The sequence below is a fragment of the Chryseobacterium joostei genome, from assembly GCF_003815775.1.
GTDB classification, from domain to species: Bacteria; Bacteroidota; Bacteroidia; order Flavobacteriales; family Weeksellaceae; genus Chryseobacterium; species Chryseobacterium joostei.
The window spans coordinates 4,793,912-4,806,854 of record NZ_CP033926.1 but is presented as its reverse complement, the minus strand read 5'-3'; the positions used below and the strand labels follow the sequence as shown (position 1 = coordinate 4,806,854).

At 35.5% G+C, this 12,943-nt stretch carries 15 protein-coding genes; 14 read left to right on the top strand and 1 reads right to left on the bottom strand.

What is annotated here, in order from left to right:
* Nucleotides 1-74: 74 nt before the first annotated feature.
* The 13 genes from EG359_RS21910 to EG359_RS21850 all read left to right on the top strand — a co-directional run bounded on the left by EG359_RS21910 (nt 75) and on the right by EG359_RS21850 (nt 11,219).
* Nucleotides 75-530 (top strand): cupin domain-containing protein, encoded by a 456-nt coding sequence (locus tag EG359_RS21910; protein WP_076354039.1) that lies wholly within the window; start codon nt 75-77, stop codon nt 528-530.
* A 204-nt stretch (nt 531-734) separates the two neighbouring features.
* Nucleotides 735-1,376, top strand: coding sequence for a hypothetical protein (locus EG359_RS21905; protein WP_076354037.1), 642 nt, complete (start codon nt 735-737; stop codon nt 1,374-1,376).
* Between the two features lie 252 nt (nt 1,377-1,628).
* A complete protein-coding gene (locus EG359_RS21900) occupies nt 1,629-3,053 on the top strand; it encodes an anthranilate synthase component I family protein (protein ID WP_076354035.1) in 1,425 nt (474 codons plus the stop codon).
* A gap of 43 nt (nt 3,054-3,096) precedes the next feature.
* Nucleotides 3,097-3,705, top strand: coding sequence for an anthranilate synthase component II (locus EG359_RS21895; protein ID WP_076354033.1), 609 nt, complete (start codon nt 3,097-3,099; stop codon nt 3,703-3,705).
* Nucleotides 3,706-3,807: 102 nt separating this feature from the next.
* The gene (trpD, locus tag EG359_RS21890) at nt 3,808-4,794 is read left to right on the top strand and encodes an anthranilate phosphoribosyltransferase (RefSeq protein WP_076354375.1); all 987 of its coding nucleotides are present in this window, start codon (nt 3,808-3,810) and stop codon (nt 4,792-4,794) included.
* A 39-nt stretch (nt 4,795-4,833) separates the two neighbouring features.
* Complete coding sequence (gene trpC / locus EG359_RS21885; RefSeq protein WP_076354031.1) at nt 4,834-5,607, top strand: indole-3-glycerol phosphate synthase TrpC; 774 nt, start codon at nt 4,834-4,836, stop codon at nt 5,605-5,607.
* A gap of 61 nt (nt 5,608-5,668) precedes the next feature.
* Nucleotides 5,669-6,352, top strand: coding sequence for a phosphoribosylanthranilate isomerase (locus EG359_RS21880; protein ID WP_076354029.1), 684 nt, complete (start codon nt 5,669-5,671; stop codon nt 6,350-6,352).
* Between the two features lie 34 nt (nt 6,353-6,386).
* On the top strand, nt 6,387-6,932 hold the full coding sequence (locus EG359_RS21875; protein ID WP_076354027.1) for a GNAT family N-acetyltransferase: 546 nt from the start codon (nt 6,387-6,389) through the stop codon (nt 6,930-6,932).
* 4 nt (nt 6,933-6,936) lie between these two features.
* A complete protein-coding gene (trpB, locus tag EG359_RS21870; RefSeq protein ID WP_076354025.1) occupies nt 6,937-8,115 on the top strand; it encodes a tryptophan synthase subunit beta in 1,179 nt (392 codons plus the stop codon).
* An 84-nt stretch (nt 8,116-8,199) separates the two neighbouring features.
* Nucleotides 8,200-8,934, top strand: a complete 735-nt coding sequence (gene trpA, locus EG359_RS21865; RefSeq protein WP_076354023.1) for a tryptophan synthase subunit alpha — start codon at nt 8,200-8,202, stop codon at nt 8,932-8,934.
* Nucleotides 8,935-8,965: 31 nt separating this feature from the next.
* Nucleotides 8,966-9,694: a lipoyl(octanoyl) transferase LipB gene (gene lipB / locus EG359_RS21860; RefSeq protein WP_076354021.1), complete on the top strand. Its 729-nt coding sequence runs from the start codon at nt 8,966-8,968 to the stop codon at nt 9,692-9,694.
* Between the two features lie 193 nt (nt 9,695-9,887).
* On the top strand, nt 9,888-10,838 hold the full coding sequence (locus tag EG359_RS21855) for a protein-glutamine glutaminase (RefSeq protein ID WP_123867485.1): 951 nt from the start codon (nt 9,888-9,890) through the stop codon (nt 10,836-10,838).
* Between the two features lie 69 nt (nt 10,839-10,907).
* Nucleotides 10,908-11,219, top strand: coding sequence for a hypothetical protein (locus EG359_RS21850; protein ID WP_076354017.1), 312 nt, complete (start codon nt 10,908-10,910; stop codon nt 11,217-11,219).
* A 31-nt stretch (nt 11,220-11,250) separates the two neighbouring features.
* On the opposite strand, the gene EG359_RS21845 is transcribed toward EG359_RS21850, so the two are convergent.
* Nucleotides 11,251-12,003: an SDR family oxidoreductase gene (locus EG359_RS21845; RefSeq protein ID WP_076354015.1), complete on the bottom strand. Its 753-nt coding sequence runs from the start codon at nt 12,001-12,003 to the stop codon at nt 11,251-11,253.
* 299 nt (nt 12,004-12,302) lie between these two features.
* Between EG359_RS21845 and EG359_RS21840 the strand changes: the two genes are divergently transcribed.
* A complete protein-coding gene (locus tag EG359_RS21840) occupies nt 12,303-12,935 on the top strand; it encodes an NAD(P)H-dependent oxidoreductase (protein ID WP_076354013.1) in 633 nt (210 codons plus the stop codon).
* Nucleotides 12,936-12,943 lie beyond the last annotated feature (8 nt).

The window sequence follows — 12,943 nt, the reverse complement described above, 5'->3', positions numbered from 1 at the left end:
GAATTTTAAATATGATTATTATTTTTGTTTTATACAATCCACTAAATCAAAAACATTATTAATTTGAATTCACTATGAATAAAAAAAATTTATCAAGTACAGCTTTATTCGTTGTACTCTCTACCCTCACTTTATCTTGTGATAATTCTTCGTCAAATGATCAACCCTCAGAATATTCTGATAAAATTGAATCAGTAACATTATTAAAAACCACAAAATCGTGGGATGGGACTTTGTATTCCGCCTATCCAAGTGGACAGCCTGAAATATCAGTGCTTAAGATTTCCGTACCTCCCAATAAGGCCTTGGATTGGCACAAACACCCGGTTATTAATGCTGCTTATATAGAAAAAGGTGAAATTCAGATTGAAAGAAAGGAAGACGGTAAAACACAATGGGTAAAACAAGGACAGGTACTTCCAGAAATGGTTAATATTGCTCACAGAGGCAAAACCGGGGATAAGGGAGCTACATTGATTGTTTTCTACAGCGGAAGTCCGGATATACCCCTCTCAGAGCCGGTCCATTAATCTATTTTTAAAATATAAGGGTTAGATAATGCAATGACAATGCTTTGTTTTTAAGTAGCAAAGCATTATCATTTGGCAAAAACCTATTTATCTGATTGAAAACATTTTGCATTTTTTTACTGTAAGAATCAGGCGCATTTAAAATATGCCTTGGTGTATCAAAAATATAGTTTTACATTGAAAAGATAGTAGTACATTTAACCTATGGTTTTAATTTCTAAAATTCTGTTTTTCACCAGTCATCATGGTTTTTATACTGTGATACTGCTCTTTTTATTCTTTGGATTGCTCTTTTATGCAACAAAAAAAGCACTATTTCTGATTCCTATTATTCCTTTGGCAATTTTGAATGGAATTTGTGGTCAGTTTTTAAACGCCTGGTTTCTTAATACATATGGTGTGGAAAGCACAGCCATTATTACTTCCGATGTTGAAACCAACTCCACATTAAATGAAAGCTACATTCATGATTATGAAGCCATTGTAAAGAAACAGAACGGAAAATACACGACTACTTTTTTTTCAACGACTACTGCAGCAATCTACCCTATCAGAAACTCAATTAGAATTCCTAGTCAAAAGGATCTTCCCGTAAAATACATTCCCGGATATGAAAAAAATATTGTTATCCTTTATGACCAATCCAAGGAAGGAAAAATCTTATTAGAAAATGAAAAACTAGCTCCTGTCAATTCTGCAAGAATCAAGTATGAAGCAGACAGAACCAACAAGGAGTTTATTATGGAATACATCTCAGCCTTAGAAGATTATACAGATTCTTATGATGATGAAAGTTCTAGATTAAAAATTGAAGAACTCAGGAAAGAACTCAAGCAGTTGAAGTAGTATATTTCAAAATAAGTTTTTATTTTTTTTGAATTTTTTGTTTTTTGTATTAAAAAAATTTCTAAATTTGTCCCATGTTTAATAATAGCAACAATATTTGGTGGTGGCTTTCAAACTCTTCGTCGGGTCTGAAGTTATTGTCATGTTGTTAACCCAACAGCAGATACAAACAAAACAATATACAAGGCTTTGACGGATTCCGTTAAAGCCTTTTTTTTATTCATAAATCTCACAAAAAAAATACAACAGCAGATGTTTACTCAAAAAATCAAAATAAAAACCGTTTCGAAAAAAACTCTTGGAGATCTTCATACTCCCATGAATATTTACCTTAAAATCAGGGATAAATTCAGGGATACGATTCTTTTGGAAAGTTCAGATTCTAAAAGTATTGACAACAATTTTTCCTTTATTGCCATCAACGCTGTTGCAGGAATCGAAGTAAAAAACTTACATGAATTTGAAATTAAGCTTCCTGATTCTGCTCCGGTAAAGCAACCTATCAATGAGCGTAGTATCATCGATATATTTGAAAGCTTCCGTACTATTTTTGATTGCGAAAAGACCGATGATTCTATTGAACAGACAGCTCAAAGTCTTTTTGGATATACAAGCTTTGAAGCGGTACAGTTTTTTGAAAGCATCAACTTGAAGCCACAAAGCCCGGAAGTGGAAATTCCTATTCTGAGATACAGATTATATCAATATGTAATCGCCATCAACCACTTCAATGATGAGATGTATATTATTGAAAACCAAATGAACGGTGTAAAATCTGAACTACACCTTTTGGAAAACCTCATCAAAAATCAGAATACTCCGGTTTATCCTTTTGAAAAGAATGGTCAGGAAACTTCCAACATTACGAATGAGGACTATCTTGAATTGGTAAAAACGGCCCAGAAACATTGTATGAGAGGTGATGTATTTCAACTTGTACTAAGCAGAAGATTTGAACAGAAATTCAAAGGAGACGAATTCAATGTTTACAGAGCCTTAAGAAATATCAATCCCTCACCTTACCTATTCTATTTTGATTACGGAAACTACAAATTATTCGGGTCAAGTCCTGAAAGCCAGTTAATTATTAAAGACAATAAAGCCATTATTCATCCTATTGCAGGAACTTCCAAAAGAACGGGAAATTTGGATATTGATCTTCAGGCTATTGAAGAATTAAAAAAAGATCCAAAGGAAAATGCAGAACATACCATGCTGGTAGACCTAGCCCGTAATGATCTTGGAAAGCTGGGGAAAAATGTAACCGTTACCAAGCTTAAAGAAATTCAGCTTTTCTCTCATGTTATTCATATGGTAAGTGAAGTAACGGCAGATCTACCGGAGCAAATTAATCCTCTGGAAATGATTTCAGCAACCTTTCCTCAGGGAACGTTAAGTGGGGCACCTAAGCATAAAGCGCTTCAACTGATCAACCAATATGAAAAAGACTCACGCGGCTACTATGGAGGATGTATCGGGATTGTTGGTTTAAATGGAAGCTGTAATCAGGCCATTATGATCAGAACCTTTTTAAGTAAAAACAATACACTTTATTATCAGGCAGGAGCCGGTCTCGTTGCAAAATCAGTCCCTGAAAACGAATTGCAGGAGGTCAACAATAAACTGAATGCCCTGAAAAAGGCAGTAGAAAAAGCAGAAAAGATCGTTCAGGATTAATAAAAACATCGTCCAATCTCAGCAACTAGCAAAAAATAAAAAAATGAACAATAATATAACACCAGTAACCGAAAGCCAGCCATCAAAAGTTCTTGTTTTTGATAATTATGACAGCTTCACCTATAATTTGGTTCAGATCATTGAAAGAATTTTGAATCAAAAAGTAGATGTAGTAAGAAATGATCAAATTACATTGGAAGAAATCGGGAAATATGACAAGATTATTCTTTCTCCCGGCCCGGGAATTCCGGAAGAAGCTGGAATTTTACTGGATCTTATTAAAGAATATGCTCCTACCAAGAGTATTTTGGGGGTATGCTTAGGTCAGCAGGCCATTGCAGAAGCATTTGGCGGAAGTCTTATCAACCTTTCAGAAATTTTTCACGGAGTAGCAACCACTACTGAACTGGTAAAAGAAGATACTAAGCTTTTCAAAGATCTGGCATCAGGATTAGAAGTTGGAAGGTATCACAGCTGGGCAGTGAACCCAGATAACTTCCCAGAAGAACTGGAAATTACCGCAGTTGATAAAGACGGAATGATCATGGCTTTACAACATAAAACTTACGATGTGCACGGCGTACAGTTTCATCCTGAGAGTATCTTGACTCCAGAGGGAGAAGTAATTATCCGAAACTTTTTAAATCATTAGAATAGATCAGAAGCTTTTATTTCAGCTTGTCTAGAAATTTAACAAAGTGTATTTAATATGAAAACAACAATACAAAATCCCTCAACCATAAAAACTCCTCAAATGAAAGAAATACTGCAATACCTGTTTAATCATAACACTTTGTCGAAATCCGAAGCAAAGGCTATGATGATTGAAATTGCTCAGAATAAATTCAATGCTGCGGAAGTAACTTCATTCATCAGTGTTTTTCTGATGCGAAATATTACATTGAAAGAATTGGAAGGTTTTAGAGAAGCCTTATTGCAGATGGCTGTCCCAGTAAATATTGATGCAAGCGATGCCATTGATATTGTAGGAACAGGAGGTGACGGAAAAAACACAATCAATATATCAACGTTGGCCAGCTTTGTGGTGGCCGGAGCCGGGCAGAAAGTAACAAAACATGGAAATTATGGAGCTTCAACTACCACAGGGTCTTCCAATGTACTGGAAGAAATTGGCTATCAGTTTAAAAGCACATCAGAACAATTAAATGAAGATCTTGAGAGAGCTAATATCTGCTTCCTGCATGCTCCTTACTTCCACCCCGCTCTTCAATCGGTTGGGTTATTGAGAAAGTCATTGGGACTAAGAACATTTTTTAATCTTCTGGGACCATTGGTAAATCCTGCAAAACCTCAATATTCAATGATTGGTGTATACAACCTGGAAATTGCAAGGATCTATCAATATCTTCTTCAAAAAGAAGAACAGGAATTTATCCTTGTACATGGACTGGATGGTTATGATGAGATCAGTTTAACCCATGACAGTAAAATTATTACTAAGAATGGAGAAGAAATTCACTCTGCTGAAGACCTTGGGTTCAATCCTGTAACCCTTGAAGATATTAAGGCTGGAGATACCATTCAGGAGACTGCAAAAATCTTCATGAATATTCTGGAAGGAAAAGGAACTGAACAACAAAATGCCGTGGTTTTGGCCAATGCAGCTGTAGCACTTCACCATACCCGCAAATTCGGTTCCTATGATGATTGTCTTCTTTTAGCCAAAGAAAGTCTGAAAAATGGAAAAGCATTAAGAACTTTTGAGCTCCTTATTAAATAAAAAACCAATAGTTTCTAACTCCTAATCTCTACTCCCAACATGACCATACTAGATAAAATTATTGAAAGAAAAAAAGAAGAAATAACGATTTCAAAATCCAAAGTTTCCATTGATGAATTGAAAAACTCAGAATTTTTCGGGAGAAAGAGTCATTCCCTGAAAGAATCCATCAAGAATAGAAATGGCATCATTGCGGAATTTAAAAGACAATCTCCATCAAAGGGAATCATCAATAATAATGTTGCTCCTTTGGATGTTACCTCTGCCTATGAACAATTTGGGGCAAGTGGAATTTCTATCTTAACGGATAAGGATTTTTTTGGAGGAAGCTTTGATGATATTTTAGGCGTAAGAAATCACCTTAATATTCCGGTTCTGCGAAAAGATTTTATGATTGATGAATATCAATTTTATGAGGCAAAAAGTATGGGTGCAGATGTCATTTTACTGATCGCATCGTGCCTTTCTCCAAATCAGGTTCAGGAATTTACAGCGCTGGCTCATGAATTGGATCTGGAAGTTTTACTTGAAATTCATACCGAAGAAGAGCTTAAGCATTTTAACTCAAAAATTGATTTAGTAGGAATTAATAACAGGAACTTAAAAGACTTCAAGGTTGATTTACAGCATTCTGTTCAGCTCAAAGACCAGCTTCCAAAAGATACCTTATCTATTGCGGAAAGCGGTATTTATACTCTTGAAGATTTTAAATATTTAAAAGAAAAAGGGTTTGATGGATTCCTCATGGGAGAATATTTTATGAGAAATACAGATCCTGCAAAGGCATTTGAAGAGTTCTCTCTGACAATTTAAAAATGATATTTTCCTAGCCTAAATATTCAACCCTATCAACGATCAAAACTCAATACAAACAATGAATCAGCAACCGGCAACCAACAATACCTCTCCTATTCTCAAAGTCTGTGGCTTGACAAAGTATGAACAGATTCAGGAATTGATCAATATGAAAGTAGATTTTCTTGGTTTTATCTTCTATGAAAAGTCTCCAAGATATGTAATGAATCATTTGAGTTTGGATGATATTTCAACGTTTGATCATTCCGGAAAAGTTGGGGTATTTGTGAATGAAAATACTGAGAGAATTGTTGAAATCGTTGAAAAAGGAAAACTTAATCTTATCCAATTACATGGTGATGAAAATGAAAACTTCATTCTTGATCTAAGAAAAAAACTAAGTACTGAAGTTAAAATCATTAAGGTTATAAGAATTGGAAATAATACCATTGAAAACAAAAATAAAATAGAACAAACTTTCAATAATCGCTCAAAAGACTCCCAGCAACCTATCAGCTATTATCTGTTTGATACAGACAGCAAGGCATTCGGAGGAACAGGGCAGCAGTTTGACTGGAACCTATTGAATGAATTTGAAATTCCTCTACCCTATTTTTTGAGTGGTGGCATTTCAGAAGAAAATATTTCAAATATTGAATCATTACATCAAAAGCCTTTTGCCATAGACATCAATTCAAAATTTGAAATAGAACCCGGTGATAAGGATATTGTAAGGATAAAACAATTTAAAACCAGTATTTGATCATCTTCATTAACTTTAATTACGATTGAAAATTATGAAATACCAAATAAAACAAGCCAACGAATTAACAGAAAAGGAGATAGAACATATTCTCCAGCTTTGGGAAGTATCGGAATGGAATACAATGAAACCGGATTATTTCCGTAGCCTTTTCAAAGATTCAGAGTTTCATTTTCTATTGGGCACCACTGAAGAAATATTGGCCATTATTCGGGTTAATTTTGATTTTACCCTGAAAATTGAGAGAGAAGAATATACTTTCGCGGAAGTTGTAGGATTCGTTGCAACACACAGAAAAAAAGGCTATGGCTCCGAATTAATTCAACATTTTATGGAGAACGTGAGGAAAAGAAATATGGAAACCATTGGCTTTTGTCATTCCGAGCTTCGCTCGTTTTATGAAAAATGTGAGATCGAAATTCTCTATGACAAGGCCGAACTGATAAAGGAAAATACCGGTTCTGAATGGATCAATTCTGATGATGATGATATTTTAATCTTCAAAGTATCAGATGAAAAGAAAAAATTACTCAATCAGCTGAGTACAGAAAATAACGCTTATTTAATTACTAAAGAATAAAGAAATGAATTATAAAAACCCAGATGAAAACGGATATTATGGAGAGTTTGGCGGCGCTTTTATCCCTGAAATGCTCTTCCCAAATGTAGAAGAATTACAAAAAAACTATCTTGAGATCATAGAATCTGAAGACTTCCAGAGCGAATATCAGGACTTGCTTACAAACTATGTAGGAAGGGCTACTCCACTTTATTTTGCGAAAAATCTGAGTGAAAAATATAACACCAAGATTTACTTAAAAAGAGAAGATCTTAACCATACCGGAGCACACAAAATCAATAATGCCCTAGGACAGGTTCTATTGGCAAAGCGCCTAGGAAAAACAAGGATTATTGCTGAAACCGGTGCCGGACAGCATGGTGTAGCCACTGCAACAGCCTGCGCACTGCTTGGTCTTGAATGTATTGTATACATGGGAGAAATTGATATCCAGAGACAGGCCCCGAATGTAGCAAGAATGAAAATGCTGGGTGCAGAAGTTATAGCCGCTACCTCAGGTTCCAAAACATTGAAAGATGCTGTAAACGAAGCCTTAAGAGACTGGATCAACAATCCTGTGACCACTCATTATGTAATTGGAAGTGTGGTGGGTCCTCATCCTTTCCCTGATCTTGTAGCAAGGTTTCAAAGTGTCATTTCAAAAGAAATAAAGGAACAGCTTAAGGAAAAAATCGGAAGAGAAAACCCGGACTATGTTATTGCCTGCGTAGGAGGAGGAAGCAATGCTGCAGGAACATTCTATCATTTTGTAAATGAAAAAGAGGTAAAAATCATTGCTGCAGAGGCCGGCGGTCTGGGAGTTGATTCCGGGAAATCAGCAGCTACTACATTTCTGGGAACCTTGGGAGTACTTCACGGAAGCAAAAGCCTTGTGATGCAGACTGCAGACGGACAGGTTATTGAACCTCATTCCATTTCCGCAGGACTTGATTATCCGGGTATCGGGCCTTTTCATGCCCATCTATTTAAAGAAAACAGAGCAGAATTTTTCAGTATTAATGATGATGAAGCCTTAAAATGTGCCTTTGAATTAACAAAACTGGAAGGGATTATCCCCGCCTTGGAAAGTTCTCATGCTCTGGCAGTTTTAGATAAAAAGCAATTTAATGAAGATGATGTTGTAGTCATTTGCCTGAGTGGCCGTGGAGATAAGGACATGGAAACCTATTTGAAAAATCTGTAAAATGTAGAAATATTAATGTAGAATGACTTCAACACATAAAGTTAGATCATGAATACATTTTACATTCATACAATAAAGAAAAACATGAAAAAACTAAACATATATTTCACTGCGGGAATTCCACAACTGGAAGATACGGCAGACATTATAAAACTAATTCAGGATTCAGGAGCAGACATGATTGAAATTGGAATGCCCTACTCTGATCCCGTAGCAGACGGACCTGTTATTCAAAAAGCTCATGAGTTGGCCTTACAAAATGGCATGACCATTGAAAAGCTTCTTTCTCAGTTAAAAACAATAAAAAACGAGATTAGAATTCCAATTATTTTGATGGGATACATCAACCCTGTTTTAAGTTTTGGATTTGAAAAATTTTGTAAAGAATGTTCAGAGAGTGGAGTTTCCGGTCTGATACTTCCCGATCTCCCTCCTATTGAATTTGAGAAAAACTATCAGCATATTTTAAAGCAATATAACCTCAATTTCACATTCTTGGTTACTCCAGAAACTTCAGACGAAAGAATACAGTATCTTGATTCCCTAAGCTCCGGATTTCTATATGCAGTAAGTTCTTCCTCTACCACAGGAAATAAAAATGCTGTATTGAAAAATGAAAATTATTTGAATAGATTAGCAGCCCTTCCATTAAAGAATCCTGTTATGATAGGCTTTGGAATAAAATCGAAGGAAGATTTTGAAAATGTAACTGAAAAAGCAGATGGCGGCATCATAGGAACAGCCTTTGTAAACATCTTACTACAGGATAAAGATTGGAAGAAAAGCGCCATAGATTTTATCCATTCCATAAAAGCTTAAAATTCACTAAATTTGTATGTCAAAAATTGAAATGAATACAAATCAGAATAAAGCAGTAGAATTTGAAGATTTAGGAATCAAAGAATATCAACCCGCCTGGGATTATCAGGAGCAACTGATGAAAGCTATTATTGATACCAAAATAAAAAACAGAGATCTTCCATCAGAACAGCATATTACCACATCCAACCATCTCCTTTTGGTAGAACACCCACACGTTTATACATTGGGAAAGAGCGGACATGAGGAAAATATGCTTGCCGGCATTGATAAATTGAAAGAGATTGAAGCCACCTATGTGAAAACCAATCGTGGTGGAGACATTACCTATCATGGGTATGGACAGATCGTTGGATATCCTGTTTTAGATCTTGAAAACTTCTTTACCGATATTCATCTTTATATGAGAAATCTGGAAGAAGTAATCATCAGAACCATTGGGGAATTCGGTCTTAAAGGAGAACGTTCCCAAGGAGAAACCGGTGTTTGGCTGGATGTTGGAAAACCTTATGCCAGAAAGATCTGTGCTATGGGTGTAAAAGCTTCAAGATGGGTAACGCTTCATGGTTTTGCATTGAATGTAAATACAGATATGCGTTATTTTGAATACATCATTCCATGTGGGATCAAAGATAAGCAGGTTACTTCATTACAAAGAGAACTTGAGAGAGAATTGACTCCCGAAGAAGTAGAAAGTGTAAAGACTAATATCAGAAAACACTTTGCTGACGTTTTTCAGGCTGAACTGATCTACAAATAAATTTAAATTTTAAATATCATAATCCCTATGTAGTCGATACATAGGGATTTTTTTATGAATGATTTTCAAATATTAATTATTTTTTGAAGAAATTACTTGCATATCATTGAATTTTTCATAATTTTATTATCACTAAATAGTGAATAAATAAAACACTATTTAGAAAAACCATTAACACCAAAATATAAGAACTATGAAAAAATTTTTGCTATCCATGATGGTATTTGTGGCAGCGCTGTCATTTAATGCCTGTTCAGATTCTAACGCGAATCAGGAAACTGTAAATCCGCAATCTAAAGAAGTTGTAATGAAAGAGTTCGGAAGAACTGTTCCAACAGGACTTGATAAAGAAGACGGAAAATATAAAGTTTCCTTTATCCTTTCAGCTCAGCCTTATGAAATTAAAGACACTAAGGAAAATGAAGCTTACATTTCCATGATCAGCCAGGCTGTAAAAAATGAAACCCCGGTTCAGATTTTCCTTAAAGCTAATTCTAATGAAATTGCGAAAGTAGAAAAGGCTACAGCAGAAGATGTAAGATATTTCAAGTCTGTTTTTACTAAAGAAGAGAGAGGAGTAACCAATAGATTAGCAAGTGTTATTCCTGATCTGGCTACTTTGAACAGTTTATTTACTCAAATTAAAAACCAGTCTTGCGGAACCTCTACCGCCTCATCTCCTTGTATTACATTCAGATACCCTGTTGACGGGTGCTATGCAAGAGCGCACAAAATGAGACAAATCTTAAACAATGCCGGATATGAGTGTGAAAAACAATTTGTATATGGTAATTTAAGAGCTTCTACCGGTACCTGTTGTGTTTCATGGGTATATCACGTAGCCATCCTTGTAAGCTTTAAAAATGCATCCGGCGTGGTTGAAAAAAGAATTATTGACCCATCTCTAAATTCAACTGGTCCTATTACGGATACTGCTTGGAGAGCTGCATGCACCAACTCAACTTGCGGATCTACTTCTGTTTCATCATTTACCAATACAGCAGGAAATGTTTACTACAGAAGCCCATCAGGATCTTTATTATATGATAACAATCTGGTGAATACCAATTGTACATTGACAGCATTCTCAGCTCTTTCGGGCTGTTCTGCTCCGGTACCTAGTACAGCACATTGCGGATTCTAACTAACTTTTTATAGAGCTCCTGCATTTATTTATATATTGCAGGAGCTTTTTACTCACAAATTTATTATTATGAAAGCCTGGACATATTTATTATTACTGTTTACCATGATTACCTCCTGTTCTTCTCACTCTGAATCCCAGAAATTAACCTGGTATAATAATGCAACCATCAACAATATTCTTGAAGATCCGGATAAACCGGAAGAGGTTGTACGGGTAGCCATTGGAATAAGTGCGCAGGTCTTTTACCTGTCAAAAAAATCTTCTGATTATAAAGTATTGATGGAAAAAGTTAATCTAAGTTTTAAAAAGGGCAACATCTACAATATAGGTGTTGAGAGTAATACCAATATCATCAAGCAGATCAAAGAAGTTAAATAATCCCTGAATTTTATTTTCAAGAGGTGCAGACTTATCTGATTACAGAAATACCTGCATCTACTTTTATCTCCGTCCCATGAATATAGGAAGCTTCTTCTGATGCAAGAAACAGAACTACATTGGCAATCTCTGACGGTTCTCCCTGTCTTTTGAAAGGGATTGTCGGAATAATATCCTGAATCGCCCTTTCTATTTGCTCAGGAGTCAGCCCTGTATTGTTAAAAATATTGGTTTTGATATGCCCCGGACTCACTCCATTCACTCGAATTCCTCGTTCTGTAAGTTCAACAGCAAATGTTTTGATGAACGACTGTACTGCAGACTTTGCCGCAGAATACACCGAAAAATTATGCATTGCAATATCCGTTGCTACAGAAGTATTAAAAATAACGGAACTTCCTTTTTTCATCAGAGGTAATATCTGCTGAACAGTAAAAAAAGGTCCTTTTACCAATACGTTAAAAAGTTCATCAAAATGCTCTTCCTGAACATTTTCTATGGGTGCAAATTTTCCGTAGCCAGCATTCACAAAGAGAACATCAACATTCTCTGTATATTTTCTTACTTCTTCCCGAAGCTTCATGAGATCCTCTATATTTCCGGTATTCGATAAAATTCCGAAAGCATTCCCTCCTAGTTTTTCCAGAGCGTTATTTATTGTTTCCGGGCTTCTTCCGGTAATAATGGCACTTCCGCCCTGCTTGATGAACTCTTCTGCTGTGGCCAATCCCATTCCGTTGGTTCCACCTGTAATTAAAGCTGTTTTGTTTTTAAATTTCTGCATTGCTTTTAGTTTAAAATTCTAATGCAAAGATTGGAATACCTGAGGGAGAAAAAAATCCGAATCTTGTGGAAAAACTAAAGAATACAATCATAAACTGGTAAAAATTTAAGTATACGCTTTTTTGGTGTTTACATATACATTCAGAAATATTTTATAAAATAAATAATCATCATTAATAAAATCTTTCGAAATTAAATTGCACACAATTTAATTGGCTTTATATTTGCATATATAATTTCACAAAGTAATACTTGGAAATAGATTATCATCAAGTAATTTTAATTTAAAATAAAAAGAAAATGTCATTATTAGAAGACCTTAATTGGAGACACGCAGTAAAAGCATATAATCCTGCAAAAAAAGTATCACAAGAAGACTTACATACAATTCTGGAAGCAACAAGGCTTGCCCCTACATCATCTGGATTGCAACCTTTCCGTGTTATTGTAGTGGAAAGTCAGGAGTTAAAAGATAAAATGGTGGCCGGAGCTTTAAATCCGGAAGTGATGAGAGATTCATCCCACGTTTTGGTTTTTGCCGCATGGGATAGCTATTCTAACGAAAAAATTGACAAAGTATATGACCTTCATACTGATGTAAGAGAACTTCCGAGAGGACGTTTCGGAAGCTACACCGATAAAATCAAGGAAATGTACGGAGCACAAACTCCGGAAGAGCATTTTGCTCACACAGCCCGTCAGACTTATATTGCACTGGGAATTGCTTTAGCACAAGCTGCTGAGCTTAAAATAGACAGTACTCCTGCTGAAGGATTTAGCAATGCTGTAGTGGATGAAGTACTTGGATTGAAAGAGTTAGGACTGAAAAGTGTAAGTCTTTTATACCTTGGATACCGTGACGAAGCTAATGACTGGCTGGCTTCTATGAAAAAAGTCCGTGTCCCAATGGATGAGTTTATCATTAAAAAGTAATACCTTCA

Bases quoted from the DNA above. Each gene is read 5' to 3' on its own strand.
- EG359_RS21910 (WP_076354039.1), top strand. From the start codon at position 75: ATGAATAAAAAAAATTTATCAAGTACAGCTTTATTCGTTGTACTCTCT.
- trpA (WP_076354023.1), top strand. From the start codon at position 8,200: ATGAAAAAACTAAACATATATTTCACTGCGGGAATTCCACAACTGGAA.
- EG359_RS21850 (WP_076354017.1), top strand. From the start codon at position 10,908: ATGAAAGCCTGGACATATTTATTATTACTGTTTACCATGATTACCTCC.
- lipB (WP_076354021.1), top strand. From the start codon at position 8,966: ATGAATACAAATCAGAATAAAGCAGTAGAATTTGAAGATTTAGGAATC.
- EG359_RS21845 (WP_076354015.1), bottom strand. From the start codon at position 12,003: ATGCAGAAATTTAAAAACAAAACAGCTTTAATTACAGGTGGAACCAAC.
- EG359_RS21840 (WP_076354013.1), top strand. From the start codon at position 12,303: ATGTCATTATTAGAAGACCTTAATTGGAGACACGCAGTAAAAGCATAT.
- EG359_RS21855 (WP_123867485.1), top strand. From the start codon at position 9,888: ATGAAAAAATTTTTGCTATCCATGATGGTATTTGTGGCAGCGCTGTCA.
- trpC (WP_076354031.1), top strand. From the start codon at position 4,834: ATGACCATACTAGATAAAATTATTGAAAGAAAAAAAGAAGAAATAACG.
- trpD (WP_076354375.1), top strand. From the start codon at position 3,808: ATGAAAGAAATACTGCAATACCTGTTTAATCATAACACTTTGTCGAAA.
- EG359_RS21875 (WP_076354027.1), top strand. From the start codon at position 6,387: ATGAAATACCAAATAAAACAAGCCAACGAATTAACAGAAAAGGAGATA.
- EG359_RS21895 (WP_076354033.1), top strand. From the start codon at position 3,097: ATGAACAATAATATAACACCAGTAACCGAAAGCCAGCCATCAAAAGTT.
- EG359_RS21900 (WP_076354035.1), top strand. From the start codon at position 1,629: ATGTTTACTCAAAAAATCAAAATAAAAACCGTTTCGAAAAAAACTCTT.
- EG359_RS21905 (WP_076354037.1), top strand. From the start codon at position 735: ATGGTTTTAATTTCTAAAATTCTGTTTTTCACCAGTCATCATGGTTTT.
- trpB (WP_076354025.1), top strand. From the start codon at position 6,937: ATGAATTATAAAAACCCAGATGAAAACGGATATTATGGAGAGTTTGGC.
- EG359_RS21880 (WP_076354029.1), top strand. From the start codon at position 5,669: ATGAATCAGCAACCGGCAACCAACAATACCTCTCCTATTCTCAAAGTC.